Origin of the sequence: Pelomonas lactea (assembly GCF_043555885.1) — a bacterium.
Taxonomy (GTDB): Bacteria; Pseudomonadota; Gammaproteobacteria; order Burkholderiales; family Burkholderiaceae_C; genus Pelomonas; species Pelomonas lactea.
Genome location: NZ_JBIGHX010000002.1, coordinates 646,497 through 659,920, shown reverse-complemented (window position 1 = coordinate 659,920; position 13,424 = coordinate 646,497). Strand labels below are relative to the sequence as shown.

The 13,424-nt window shown below is 68.3% G+C and carries 11 protein-coding genes and 3 tRNA genes; all 14 read left to right on the top strand.

The features are described from left to right. The first annotated feature begins 184 nt into the window (after window positions 1-184). The 14 genes from ACG04Q_RS07275 to ACG04Q_RS07210 all read left to right on the top strand — a co-directional run bounded on the left by ACG04Q_RS07275 (window position 185) and on the right by ACG04Q_RS07210 (window position 13,372). Window positions 185-2,728: a motility hub landmark protein FimV gene (locus tag ACG04Q_RS07275; protein ID WP_394510224.1), complete on the top strand. Its 2,544-nt coding sequence runs from the start codon at window positions 185-187 to the stop codon at window positions 2,726-2,728. Window positions 2,729-2,787: 59 nt separating this feature from the next. Further along, on the top strand, window positions 2,788-3,570 hold the full coding sequence (truA, locus tag ACG04Q_RS07270; RefSeq protein WP_394510223.1) for a tRNA pseudouridine(38-40) synthase TruA: 783 nt from the start codon (window positions 2,788-2,790) through the stop codon (window positions 3,568-3,570). An 85-nt stretch (window positions 3,571-3,655) separates the two neighbouring features. Continuing rightward, the gene (locus tag ACG04Q_RS07265; RefSeq protein ID WP_394510222.1) at window positions 3,656-4,282 is read left to right on the top strand and encodes a phosphoribosylanthranilate isomerase; all 627 of its coding nucleotides are present in this window, start codon (window positions 3,656-3,658) and stop codon (window positions 4,280-4,282) included. Window positions 4,283-4,291: 9 nt separating this feature from the next. After that, on the top strand, window positions 4,292-5,581 hold the full coding sequence (gene trpB, locus ACG04Q_RS07260; protein WP_394510221.1) for a tryptophan synthase subunit beta: 1,290 nt from the start codon (window positions 4,292-4,294) through the stop codon (window positions 5,579-5,581). Further along, entirely contained in the window at window positions 5,578-6,381 is an 804-nt protein-coding gene (gene trpA, locus ACG04Q_RS07255; protein WP_394510220.1) for a tryptophan synthase subunit alpha, read from the top strand. The genes trpB and trpA overlap by 4 nt, the downstream gene beginning before the upstream one ends. 2 nt (window positions 6,382-6,383) lie before the next feature. Further along, window positions 6,384-7,256: an acetyl-CoA carboxylase, carboxyltransferase subunit beta gene (accD, locus tag ACG04Q_RS07250; RefSeq protein WP_394510219.1), complete on the top strand. Its 873-nt coding sequence runs from the start codon at window positions 6,384-6,386 to the stop codon at window positions 7,254-7,256. 62 nt (window positions 7,257-7,318) lie between these two features. Further along, window positions 7,319-8,629 carry a bifunctional tetrahydrofolate synthase/dihydrofolate synthase gene (gene folC / locus ACG04Q_RS07245; protein ID WP_394510218.1) on the top strand — a complete coding sequence of 437 codons (1,311 nt, stop codon included), beginning with the start codon at window positions 7,319-7,321 and terminating at the stop codon, window positions 8,627-8,629. A 14-nt stretch (window positions 8,630-8,643) separates the two neighbouring features. Further along, the gene (locus ACG04Q_RS07240; protein WP_394510217.1) at window positions 8,644-9,453 is read left to right on the top strand and encodes an SPOR domain-containing protein; all 810 of its coding nucleotides are present in this window, start codon (window positions 8,644-8,646) and stop codon (window positions 9,451-9,453) included. Window positions 9,454-9,463: 10 nt separating this feature from the next. Further along, a complete protein-coding gene (locus ACG04Q_RS07235; protein WP_394510216.1) occupies window positions 9,464-9,997 on the top strand; it encodes a CvpA family protein in 534 nt (177 codons plus the stop codon). Between the two features lie 15 nt (window positions 9,998-10,012). Beyond that, a complete protein-coding gene (gene purF / locus ACG04Q_RS07230) occupies window positions 10,013-11,524 on the top strand; it encodes an amidophosphoribosyltransferase (RefSeq protein WP_394510215.1) in 1,512 nt (503 codons plus the stop codon). Window positions 11,525-11,553: 29 nt separating this feature from the next. Then, window positions 11,554-12,954: a glutamate--tRNA ligase gene (gene gltX, locus ACG04Q_RS07225; RefSeq protein WP_394510214.1), complete on the top strand. Its 1,401-nt coding sequence runs from the start codon at window positions 11,554-11,556 to the stop codon at window positions 12,952-12,954. Window positions 12,955-13,030: 76 nt separating this feature from the next. Next, window positions 13,031-13,106: transfer RNA gene (locus tag ACG04Q_RS07220), tRNA-Ala, on the top strand. Between the two features lie 47 nt (window positions 13,107-13,153). Further along, window positions 13,154-13,229 (top strand) — tRNA-Glu (locus tag ACG04Q_RS07215). A 66-nt stretch (window positions 13,230-13,295) separates the two neighbouring features. After that, window positions 13,296-13,372 (top strand) — tRNA-Asp (locus ACG04Q_RS07210). Window positions 13,373-13,424 lie beyond the last annotated feature (52 nt).

The window sequence follows — 13,424 nt, the reverse complement described above, 5'->3', positions numbered from 1 at the left end:
AGGTACCCCTTGAGCATTTCAGCGTATATGCTTGATGCCGTTGTGTTTTTGATTCAAAACTCGACGCAGGCGACACCGTGCAGATCCGCGTGCAAACCAGCGTGCAGACCAGTTTCGGGCAGCGCGCACTGAAGATCGAGACAGGCGGGGCCCATTGCCCCGCCTTGTTGCTTTGGGGAATGCCTTGAAAGACCACATCCGCGACGCATTCGAGGGAGTCCGCCCGACGGGGTTTGTCCGCCATCACGTGGCGCTGGCTGCAGCGCTGCTACTGGCCGCCGGTGGCGCGCAGGCGCTGGGGCTGGGCAAACTGAGCGTGCAGTCGGCCCTTGGCGAGACCATGCGCGCCGAGATCGACGTCACCAGCCTGACGTCCGAGGAAGCTTCGACGCTGAAGGTGCGCGTGGCGCCGCCCGACACCTACCGCGCTACCGGCGTCGACTACAACGCCGTGCTGAGTTCCACACAGGTGCAGGTGGTGCGCCAGGGCGGCCGCACGGTGCTGCGCGTCAGCAGCGACCGCGCCGTGCAGGAGCCGTTCGTCGACGTCATCCTGGAGCTGACCTGGTCCAGCGGCCGCCTGGTGCGCGAGTACACGTTGCTGTTCGACCCGCCGAGCCTGCCCAAGCCTGCGCCCGCCATCACCGCTGCGCCTGCGGTGGCCCAGGCGCCGGCGGCTTCCAGCGAGGGGGTTCCGGCCCGTGCGTCGGCCGAGACGACGGCATTGCCGCGAGCACCTGCGCCGGCACCTCTGGCCGTGGCCCGTCCGCCAGTCGCTGCGCCGGCGCCCGTGGCGGTACGCCCGCCCGTCACGGCCGCGTCCGAATACCGTGTTCGCCCCGGGGACTCGCTGTCCAAGGTGGCCGGCCGCACGCAGGTCAGCGGTATCTCGCTGGACCAGATGCTGGTGGGCCTGTTCCGCAACAACCCCGACGCCTTCATCGACGGCAACATGAACCGCCTGAAGGCCGGTTCGACGCTGCAGGTGCCGGGCAGTGAGGCGCTGGCCTCGGTGTCGCAGGGTGAAGCGCGTCAGATCATCCTGGCGCAGAGCGCCGATTTCTCCGCCTACCGCCAGCGTCTGGCTTCCGCCGCGCCGACGCTGCAGAGCACCGAGAGCGAACGCCAGTCCAAGGGTCAGGTGCAGGCGGCCGTGGAAGATCGCAAGCCCGCGGCCGCGCCCACGCCGGACAAGCTGATGCTCAGCAAGGCCGGGTCGGCCAGCGCTGCCGAGGCCAAGCTCTCCAAGGACGCCGAGAAGAAGGACGCCGCCGCCCGCGTCGCCGAGCTGACGCGCAACGTCGAGGAGCTCAAGAAGCTCTCCAGCGCTGCCAAGCCCGCCGCCCCCGTGGCCGCGTCTGCCGCACCCGCGCTGGTGTCCGCAACGCCCGCGCTGCCCGTGCCGGCGCCCGTCGTCGCGGCCGTCGAGGCTGCCTCCGCTGCTGCATCGGCGCCGGCGCCGGTGGTGGCGGCCAGTGCCGCCGCGTCCAAGCCCGCGCCCCGCGCCAGCGCGCCGCTCGCGCCGCCGCCGGTGGCCGAGCCGCCGGGCTTCGTCGAGCAGATCATCGACAGCCCCGTCGTGCTGCCACTGGCTGGCATGTTGGTGGCCGTGCTGGGCGTGCTGGGCCTGCTGCGGCTGCGCTCGCGTCGTCCGGCCAACGCGGCCGAGACGGGCTTCCACGAAAGTCGCCTGCAACCCGACTCCTTCTTCGGTGGCACCGGTGGCCAGCGCGTGGACACCCGCGACGCGCAGAACAGCGGCCAGTCGTCGATGAGCTATTCGCTCAGCCAGCTGGACGCCATCGGCGACGTGGACCCGGTCGCCGAGGCCGACGTCTACCTGGCCTACGGCCGCGACCTGCAGGCCGAGGAAATCCTGAAGGAGGCGCTGCGCGCCAACCCGACGCGCCTGGCCATCCGTCTGAAGCTGCTGGAGGTCTACGCCAAGCGCCGCGACACCAAGGGCTTCGAGCAACTGGCCGTGCAGCTGTATGCCGAGACCAAGGGCACGGGTGAGGACTGGGCCAAGGCGCAGGAACTTGGCCGTGGCATCGACCCCGACAACCCGCTGTATCAGCCTGGCGGCGCGCCGCTGCTGCATGACGACGGCGGCCCCGAGCGGCCCGAGCCCATGAACGCCAGCACGCTGCCGCAGACGGCGCTGCCCAGCGGCGCTTCGGCCGCCGCAGCGGCTCATCTCGGCACCGACGCGTTGGCCCGCAGCGGCCCGGACACCGGCCCGGTCAGCGGCTTCGACCTCGCGCTGGACCTGGACCTGGATGCCCCCGAGCCCGTCTCGCCGACGGCGCTGGCGGCCACGCAGGCCATGCCCGCGTCGGTGGAGCATGCGCCGATGACGATGGACTTCGACATCTCCGCCCGCGGTGCCCGCACCGCGCCGCCCGCGCCGGACCTGAGCTTCGACCTCAGCGGCATGGGCGATCTGTCGGTCACCCCCACGCCGCCGGCCGCCGCGCCGACGGAGTTGGACTTCGACCTGGGCGAGCCTACTCAGCCCGGCCAGACGGCCCCCGACCATCTGGCCGACGCGCTGGAAGCGCTGGGCGACGATGACGGCGACCCGCTGGTGCGCCAGCTGGAGCTGGCCGATGAGTTCCGCCAGATCGGTGACACCGAGGGTGCCCGCGAGGTGCTGCAGGAACTGATCCAGCGTGCCAGCGGCTCGCTGCGCGATCGTGCGCAGGCCATGCTGAACGAGCTGCGCTGAGCCCGCAGCCGCGATACTTCGACGCCCGGCCTGGCCGGGCGTTTTTCATTTGAGGATCGATGAGAGTTGCACTTGGCGTGAGTTACCGCGGCGGCGGCTACAACGGCTGGCAGAGCCAGCCGGGCGGCCGCACAGTGCAGGATGCGCTTGAAAAAGGCTTGTCCGCGTTCGCGGCCCAGCCCATCCGCACGATCTGCGCCGGCCGCACGGACACCGGCGTGCACGGCGTCAACCAGGTCATCCATTTCGATACCGACGTTGAGCGCGAGCCGTTCTCGTGGGTGCGCGGCGTCAACCGCTATCTGCCGCCTGACATCGCGATCCAGTGGAGCCGCTTCCCCGGCGACACCTTCCATGCCCGCAACTCCGCGCGTGGGCGGCGCTATGCCTACCTGCTGCTGGAGTCTGCCGTCAGGCCGGCCATCGAGTCGGGGCAGTGCGGCTGGATCTTCCGGCCGCTGGACCAGTCGGCCCTCGAAGCGGCCGCCGCGCGGCTCATCGGCGAGCACGACTTCTCGTCGTTCCGCTCCTCCGAGTGCCAGGCTGCGTCGCCCATCAAGACGCTGCGCGAGATCAGCGTTCAGCGGCGCGGCGTCTACTGGCGCTTCGAGTTCGAGGCGAGTGCCTTCCTGCACCACATGGTGCGCAACCTGATGGGCTGCCTGCTGGCAGTGGGCAGCGGCACGCGGTCCGTCGACTGGGTGTCCGACGTGCTGGCCGCGCGCGACCGCAAGGTGGCCGCGCCGACGTTCGCGCCCGACGGGCTCTATTTCCTCGGCCCGACCTACGACGCCGAGCTGGACATTCCGCGGCACGTGGCCGCGCTGGATTGGCTTCCATGAGGGCGGGCCGAGCGCCGGGCCGCCCCAAGCCGGCCCGCATCCCCTCGGGGGATAGGCTGGCGTACTCGACAGCCGAGGGGCAAACATGACACGCATCAAGATCTGCGGCCTGACGCGCGAGGCCGACGTCGAAGCCGCCGTTGCGGCCGGTGCCGACGCCATCGGCTTCGTCTTCTATGCCAAGAGCCCGCGGGCCGTGACGCCGGAGCGGGCGAGGGCGCTGGCAGCGTTGCTGCCGCCCTTCGTCACGCCGGTGGGTCTGTTCGTCAACGCGCCCGATGCCGAGCTGCGCGCCGCGTTGGACGCACTGCCCAACATGCTGGTGCAGTTCCATGGTGACGAGACGCCCGCCGATTGCGAGCGCATACAGCGCCCCTACCTGCGTGCCGCGCGCATGGCGCCCGGCTTCGACTTGGTAGACTTTGGGTCTCAGTTTTCCAGTGCCCAGGCCCTGCTGCTCGATGCCCATGTCGACAGCTATGGCGGCGGCGGCAAGGTCTTCGATTGGTCACTCATTCCACCAAACGCAGCCTCTCACCTCGTTTTGTCTGGTGGGTTGAATGCAGCAAACGTCGGCGATGGCATCGCGCGGGTGCGGCCCTGGGCCGTTGATGTGAGTTCCGGCGTCGAGGTGTCCAAGGGCATCAAAAGCGCCGACCTGATGCATGAGTTCTGCCGCGCCGTGAAGCGCGCGGATGCAGGACTGACCTGAGGACATTCCATGTTTGAGTACGACCAGCCCGATGCCACCGGGCACTTCCGCCATGCCGGCAAGCCCACGTTTGGCGGCAGCTTTGTCTCCGAGACGCTCGTCCACGCGCTGGACCAGTTGAAGGACGCCTACGCGCACTACCGCAACGACCCCGACTTCATCGCCGAGTTCAAGAAAGAGCTCAAGCACTTCGTCGGCCGGCCCAGCCCCATCTATCACGCCGAGCGCCTGAGCCGCGAGCTGGGCGGCGCACAGATCTACCTCAAGCGCGAGGACCTGAACCACACCGGCGCACACAAGATCAACAACGTCATCGGCCAGGCGCTGCTGGCCAAGCGCATGGGCAAGCCGCGCGTCATCGCCGAGACGGGCGCCGGCCAGCATGGCGTGGCGACGGCCACCATCTGCGCTCGGTACGGCCTGGAGTGCGTCGTCTACATGGGCAGCGAGGACGTCAAGCGCCAGAGCCCCAATGTCTACCGCATGAAGCTGCTGGGCGCGACCGTCGTGCCGGTGGAGAGCGGCAGCAAGACGCTGAAGGACGCGCTCAACGAAGCGATGCGTGACTGGGTCACGAATGTGGAGAACACCTTCTACATCATCGGTACCGTGGCCGGCCCGCACCCCTATCCGATGATGGTGCGCGACTTCCAGCGCATCATCGGCGACGAGTGCCTGGAGCAGATGCCCGACATGACCGGCCGCCAGCCGGATGCCGTCATCGCCTGCGTGGGCGGCGGCAGCAATGCCATCGGCATCTTCTACCCCTACATCCCGCACGACGGCACCCGCCTCATCGGCGTGGAGGCGGCCGGGGAGGGTATTGCGAGCGGCCGCCATGCGGCCACGCTGTCCGCCGGCAGCCCCGGCGTGCTGCACGGCAACCGCACCTATCTGCTTCAGGACGAGGACGGTCAGATCACCGAGACGCATTCCATCTCGGCCGGCCTGGACTACCCCGGCGTTGGCCCCGAGCATGCGCACCTGAAGGACATCGGCCGCGCCGAGTACGTGGGCGTCACCGACGCCGAGGCGCTGGCGGCCTTCCATCACCTGTGCCGCACCGAGGGCATCATCCCGGCGCTGGAATCCAGCCACGCCGTGGCGCATGCGATGAAGATCGCGCCGACGATGGCCAAGGATCAGATCCTGCTCGTCAACCTCTCCGGCCGGGGCGACAAGGACATCGGTACCGTGGCCGACCTGTCCCAGGCCGATTTCTACTGTCGTCCGTCCTGCCGCGGGCAGTCGGTCAAAGGCGGCGATGCCGTCGTCGCACTGCCGGGAGCCCGGGCATGAGCCGCATCGCCACCACCTTCGCCGCGCTGAAGGCGCAGGGCCGCAAGGCGCTGATCCCTTTTGTCACCGCCGGTGATCCGCACCCGGCCGCCACCGTCGACCTGCTGCTGGCCATGGCCGAGGCGGGCGCCGACGTCATCGAGCTGGGTGTGCCGTTCTCCGACCCCATGGCCGACGGCCCCGTCATCCAGCGTGCCGGTGAACGCGCGTTGAAGCACGGCATCGGCCTGCGCAAGGTGCTGGACTACGTTCGCGAGTTCCGCGCCCGCAACGACGCCACGCCGCTGGTGTTGATGGGCTATGCCAATCCGGTTGAGCGCTACGGGCTGGAGGCGTTCGTCGCGGATGCCGCCGCCGCCGGCGTGGACGGCGTGCTCATCGTCGACTACCCGCCCGAGGAGTGTGACGAGTTCGCCGCCAAGCTGCGTGCGGCGAACATGGACGCGATCTTCCTGCTCGCGCCCACGTCCACCGAGGCTCGCATGGCCCAGGTGGGCCAGTTGGCCAGCGGCTATGTGTACTACGTGTCACTGAAGGGCGTCACCGGCGCCGGCCACCTGAACACGGCCGCCGTCGCCGAGGCCGTGCCGCGCATCCGCCGGCATGTGAGCACGCCCGTGGGCGTGGGCTTCGGCATCCGCGACGGGGCGACGGCGCGGGCCGTGGCCGATGTGTCCGATGCGGTCGTCATCGGCTCCAAGCTGGTTGAGCTGCTCGAACGCCAACCCGTCGATAATGTCGCCTCCACCGGCGCGGCCTTCATCCGCGAGATCCGCGCCGCCCTCGACAAGAAGGACTGACCATGAGTTGGCTCGACAAACTGCTCCCGCCCAAGATCCAGCAAGGCGACCCCGCCGACCGCCGCACGGTCCCGGAAGGCCTGTGGATCAAGTGCCCGAGCTGCGAGACGGTGCTCTACAAGACCGACCTGGAGCAGAACATCAACGTCTGCCCCAAGTGCTCGCACCACCACCGCATTGGTGCCCGCGCCCGGCTGGATGCCTTCCTCGACGCGGAAGGCCGCTACGAGATCGGCCAAGAGGTCATTCCGGTCGACGCGCTGAAGTTCAAGGACAGCAAGAAGTACCCCGACCGCCTGAAGGAAGCGCTGGAGAACACCGGCGAGACCGACGCGCTGGTCGTCATCGGTGGCGCCATCATGAGCGTGCCGGTCGTGGCAGCCTGTTTCGAGTTCGACTTCATGGGCGGCTCCATGGGCTCGGTCGTCGGCGAGCGCTTCGTGCGCGGCGTCGAGACGGCCATCGAGCAGAAGACGCCGTTCATCTGCTTCACCGCCACCGGCGGCGCGCGCATGCAGGAAGGCCTGCTGAGCCTGATGCAGATGGCCAAGACCAACGCGTCGCTGACGCGCCTGGCCAAGGCCAAGCTGCCCTACATCAGCGTGCTGACCGACCCGACCATGGGCGGCGTGTCGGCCTCGTTCGCGTTCGTCGGCGACATCGTGCTGGCCGAACCCAAGGCGCTGATCGGCTTTGCCGGTCCGCGCGTCATCGAGAACACCGTGCGCGAGAAGCTGCCCCCGGGCTTCCAGCGTGCCGAGTTCCTGATGGAGAAGGGCGCCGTCGACATGATCGTGGACCGCCGCCAGCTGCGCGAGACGATTGCCCGCCAGCTCGCGATGCTGCAGCGCCAGAGCGCCGACGCGGTGGCTTGAACCCTGTCGCGACAGTTCCGAGCCAGGCCCCGTGCCTGGCTTTTGTTTTTCCGTGATCCGCCATGACGCTTGATGACTGGCTCGCCCACTGCGAGCGCCTGCACCCCAAGACCATCGACATGACGCTGGACCGCGTCAGGGCGGTGAAGGAGCGATTGGGCATTGCCTTCGATTGCCCGACCGTCGTCGTCGCCGGCACCAATGGCAAGGGCTCGACCTGCGCGATGCTGGAGTCCATCGCGCTGCACGCCGGCTACCGCGTGGGCCTCTACATCAAGCCACACCTCGTGCACTTCCAGGAGCGCTGCCGCGTTGGCGGCGAGCCGGTCAAGGCCGAGTCGCTGGAGCCGCACTTCGAGGCCGTCGAGGCCGCGCGCGGTGACATCACGCTGACCTACTTCGAATTCACGACGCTGGCCATCATGCGGCGGCTGCAGCATGAGCCGCTGGATCTCGTCATCCTGGAGGTCGGCCTGGGCGGCCGGTTGGACGCGGTCAACGTCATTGACGCCGACTGTGCCGTCATCACCAGCATCGACCTGGATCACACCGAGTTCCTCGGCCCCGACCGCGAGAGCGTGGGCCGGGAGAAGGCCGGCATCATGCGGCCGGGGCGTCCGGTGGTCGTCAGCGACCCGATGCCGCCGGCCTCGCTGGCGGCGCGCGCGACTGAACTGGGTGCTGAACTGCGCCAACTGGGCAAGGACTTCACCTTCAGTGGTGACCGCACGCAGTGGCAGTGGGCCGGGCGCAGCAAGCGCTTCTCCGGCATGTCCTACCCGGCGCTGCGTGGGGTGAACCAGCTGCTGAACGCGTCCGGCGTGCTCGCCGCGTTCGAGGCGCTGGCCGACCGGCTGCCCATCAGCGCCCAGGCCGTGCGCACGGGCCTAGCGTTGGTCGAGTTGCCCGGCCGCTTCCAGGTGCTGGCCGGTCAGCCTGCCGTCGTGCTGGACGTCGCGCACAACCCGCACGCCGTCGCCGCGCTGGCACAGAACCTCGACCAGATGGGCTTCTTCCCACGCACGCACGCCGTCTTCGGCGCGATGGCGGACAAGGACCTGGGCGGCATCCTCGCGCGCATCGCGCCGCTGGTGGACGTCTGGCATTTCACGGACCTGCCGCTTCCGCGCGCCGCCACTGCCGGACAGCTTGAAACTGCGTTCCTCGCCGCCGGCTTGAAGACGCCGCCGGGCGTCGAGACGCATACGCATGCCAACCCGCTGGACGCGCTGCACGCCGCGGCGGCCGGGGCGACCACGGCCGATAGAATCCTGGTCTTCGGTTCCTTCTACACCGTGGGTGGCGTGTTGCAGCAGGGCATCCCGCGCGTGACCGCCGGCGCTGCCGAGCCCCAGCCTCCCACCCTCCACTGAGCCAGACGCCGCCGATGGGCCTGTTTTCCTTCCTCAAGCGCGATGACGCCGCCTCCACCGCGGCGGCGCCCAAGAAGTCCAAGTCGGGCGCCAAGGCCACCGCGGCCGACGATGTGCAGGTGCTGCGCGTTCGTGCGCGCCGCCGGCTGATCGGTGCCGCCGTACTCGTCGCGGTCGGCGTCGTGGGCTTCCCGCTGATCTTCGAGACCCAGCCGCGACCCATCCCCGTGGACCTGCCCATCGAGATCCCGCGCAAGGAGTCCGCGCCGCCGCTGGTAGTGCCGACGCGCGAGCCGTTGAGCCAGGCTGAACCCGCCCCGCAGCCGTCGCCTGCCGCCAGCGTGGAGCTGCCGGTGGAACCCCGCGTGGCGGAGAAGCCGGCGGTGCAGGTCGTCGAGAAAGTCGCCGAGAAGCCCGCCGAGCCGCGCGTCGAGAAGCCGGTCGTGAAGCCGGCCGAGGCGCCCGCCGCGAAACCCACCGACAAGCCTCCCGTCAAACTGGCCGAGAAGCCCGCGGACAGGCCCGCCGACAAGCCCAAGTCCGCCAGCGACGGCGCTCGCGCGCAGGCCTTGCTGGATGGCAAGGATCCCGCGGCGGCCCGCTACATCGTGCAGGTCGGCGCCTACGGCGAGAACAAGGCCGCGCAGGAGATGCGCGGCAAGGTCGAGAAGCTGGGCCTGAAGACCTACGCGCAGGCGGTCGACACGGCCGACGGCAAGCGCATCCGCGTGCGCCTGGGCCCGTTCGCCAACCGTGACGAGGCCGAGCGTGCGTCCGCCAAGCTCAAGAGCGCCGGCCTGCCGGGCGCCATCCTCACGCTCTGACGGCACGCTCATGGACGTCGAACTGAGCTGGGTCGATCTCGCGCTGGCGGCGTTGCTGCTGCTGTCGGTGGGCATCGGTCTGTGGCGCGGTCTGGTGTTCGAGGTGATGTCGCTGGCCGGCTGGGTGGTGGCTTATTTCGCGGCGTCGCCGCTGTCACCCCTCGTCGAGGGCTTTCTGCCCGAAGGCAAGTTCGGCCCGGCCGTCGTCCATGTCGTGTCACTGGCGCTGGCCTTCTTCTTCGTGCTCATCGTGTGGAGCCTGGCCACGCGCCTCGTCAAGACCCTCATTCACGCCACGCCGCTGTCGGTGGTGGACCGCCTCGGCGGTGCCGGCTTCGGCGCGCTGAGGGGTGTCTTCATCGCGCTGCTGCTGGTGCTCGTCATCGGCGCGTCGCCGCTGGCCGAAACCGGTACCTGGCAAGCTTCGCGCGCCGCGCCTGTGCTGGCCGGTGTGCTGCGCGACGCAGCACCACTGCTGCCCGAACCTGTTGCCCGTTTTGTTTCCCGCTCGATGACCCCATCTGCGGCGTCATCGACTGACTGATTAAGGACCCCTGCCATGTGCGGCATCGTCGGCACCCTCGCGGCCTCTCCCGTCAACCAGCTGCTCTACGACGCGCTGCTGCTGCTGCAGCACCGCGGCCAGGATGCCGCCGGCATCGTCACCATGCAGGGCCACAAGTGCTTCATGCACAAGGCGCGCGGCATGGTGCGCGACGTGTTCCGCACCCGCAATATGCGTGCGCTGCCGGGCAACATCGGCCTGGGTCAGGTGCGCTACCCCACGGCCGGCAACGCCTACAGCGAGGAAGAGGCCCAGCCCTTCTACGTCAACGCGCCGTTCGGCATCGTGCTGGTGCACAACGGCAACCTGACGAACGCGCATGCGCTCAAGGACGAGCTGTTCGACATCGACCGCCGCCACATCAACACCGAGAGTGACACCGAGGTGCTGATCAACGTGCTGGCCCATGAACTGGAGCTGGCCGCACGCGACCTGCCGCTGACGCCCAAGGAAATCTTCAACGCGGTGCGCGCCGTGCAAAAGCGCATCAAGGGCAGCTACGCCGTCATCGCGCTGATCGCTGGCCAGGGCCTGCTGGCTTTCCGCGACCCCTTCGGCATCCGTCCGCTGTGCTTCGGCCGCGCCGCCAACGGCGACTTCATGGTTGCCAGCGAGAGCGTCGCGCTGGAGGGCACCGGCCACCAGATGGAACGCGACCTGGCCCCCGGCGAGGCGCTGTTCATCGACCTCACCGGCAAGCTGCACACCGAGCAGTGCAACGACGCACCGTCGCTGAATCCCTGCATGTTCGAGTTCGTCTACCTGGCTCGGCCCGACTCGGTGATGGACGGCATTTCCGTCTACCAGGCACGGCTCAACATGGGCGAGACGCTGGCGCAGCGCGTCATCTCCACGATGCCGCCCAACGAGATCGACGTCGTCATCCCCATCCCGGAAAGCAGCCGCCCGTCGGCCATGCAGCTGGCGCACCGCATCGGCAAGCCCTACCGCGAAGGCTTCGTGAAGAACCGCTACGTCGGCCGCACCTTCATCATGCCGGGGCAGGGCGCGCGCAAGAAGAGCGTGCGCCAGAAGCTCAACGCCATCGGCGTCGAGTTCAAGGGCCGCAACGTGCTGCTGGTGGACGACTCCATCGTGCGCGGCACCACCTCCAAGGAGATCGTGCAGATGGCCCGCGATGCCGGCGCCCGCAAGGTCTACCTGGCCTCCGCCGCGCCGCCGGTGCGCTTTCCCAACGTCTACGGCATCGACATGCCGACGCAGGAGGAGCTCATCGCCCACGGCCGCAGCATCGAGGAGATCCGCGCCTACATCGGCGCCGATGCGCTGATCTACCAGGACGTCGATGCGATGAAGCGCGTCGTCGCCGCGCTGCGCCCCGGCCTGGCCGGGTTTGAAGCCAGCTGCTTCGATGGCCACTACGTGACCGGCGATGTCAGCCTGGCCGACTTCGCCGCCATCCGCGAGCAGCGCACGTCGCAGGGCGACGAGGAAGACGCCGCGGCCCGCAGCCGCCTGGCATTGCAAAGCGGCACTGAAGGCTGAATGCGCACTCCGACAACACCGAGCCCCGAATGAGTTCCTTCGACAAGATCCGCACCCGCATCGCGCCGTCGCCCACCGGCTTCCTGCACCTGGGCACCGCCCGCACCGCGCTGTATTCCTGGGCCTACGCCCGCCACCACGGCGGCGAGTTCGTGCTGCGCATCGAGGACACCGACGTCGCCCGCTCCACGCAGGACTCGGTCGACCAGATCATTGCCGCCATGAACTGGCTGGGCCTGAACTACGACGAGGGCCCGATCTACCAGATGCAGCGCCTGGACCGCTACCAGGCCGTCATCGACCAGCTCATCGCGCAAGGCAAGGCGTACCGTTGCTACGCGACGCCCGAGGAGCTGACCGAGATGCGCGAGGCCCAGAAGGCCCGCGGCGAGAAGACGCTGTACGACCGCCGCTGGCGCCCCGAGCCCGGCAAGGTGCTGCCGACGCCGCCTGAAGGGGTGAAGCCTGTCGTGCGCTTCGCCAACCCGATCGAGGGCGATGTGACCTGGGACGACGTCGTCAAGGGGCCGATCACGATCAACAACCGCGAGATCGACGACCTCATCATCGCCCGCACGGATGGCGTGCCGACCTACAACTTCGCCGTCGTCGTGGACGACTGGGACATGCGCATCAGCCATGTCTTCCGCGGCGACGAGCACGTCAACAACACGCCCTGGCAGATCAACATCTTCAACGCGCTGGGCGCGCCGCTGCCGTCCTTCGGCCACCTGCCCATCATCCTGGGCGACGACGGACTGAAGCTGTCCAAGCGCCGTGGTGCGGTCAGCGTGATGGACTACGCCGCCAACGGCTACCTGCCCGAAGGCATGCTGAACTACCTGGCCCGCCTGGGCTGGAGCCACGGCGACGACGAACTGTTCTCGGCCGAGCAGATGATCAGCTGGTTCGATGGCACGCACCTGTCCAAGAGCCCCGCGCAGTGGGACCCGGCCAAGCTGGACTGGGTGAACGGCCACTACGTGAAGCAGATCGAAGAAGGGCGGCTGGCGGCGCTGGTCGTGGAGCAGCTGGCCGCCAAAGGCATCGCCGTCACGGCGGCGCAGGTGCAACCCAAGGTCGGTCTGTTCAAGGACCGTTGCGCGACCGTTGCCGCGTTGGCCGAATGGCTCTTGATGTACTTTGCGCCGGTCACCCCGTCATCCGATGAGCTGGCCGCGCACGTGACTGACGCCGTCCGTCCCGCGCTGGCCGCGCTTGCCGAGCGCCTGGCCGGCGTGACCGACTGGACCAAGGCCAACATCCAGCAGGCGCTGAAGGAGACGCTGACGGCCGCCGGCCTGAAGATGCCCCAACTCGCCGTGCCGGTGCGCGTCCTCGTGTGCGGCCGTGCGCAGACGCCCAGCCTGGATGCCGTGCTGGAGCACTTCGAACAGAAAAAAGTTCTCGAACGCTTGCAATCCCTCTGAAATTCGTCATATACTCTTGGTCTCGCTTGAACAGCGCTGTTAACGACAAGTCGGCAACGACAAAGTTGAAAACAACGGGGGTATAGCTCAGCTGGGAGAGCGCTTGCATGGCATGCAAGAGGTCAGCGGTTCGATCCCGCTTACCTCCACCAAACGGGTTTCCTGTTTGGCGGCGCGCGGTTCAAGTCATGAAGGTTTCGTCCCCTTCGTCTAGAGGCCTAGGACACCACCCTTTCACGGTGATTACAGGGGTTCGAATCCCCTAGGGGACGCCAAGTTTGATGAGCTTGGGTATTATCAAAAAGCGCAAGCAATGTGATAATATTGAATTCATCCCACGCGGAGTGGTAGTTCAGTTGGTTAGAATACCGGCCTGTCACGCCGGGGGTCGCGGGTTCGAGCCCCGTCCACTCCGCCAAGGTTTTCGTCGGGCTCGCCCGATAGATGAACGGCCAATTCGTTGGCCGTTT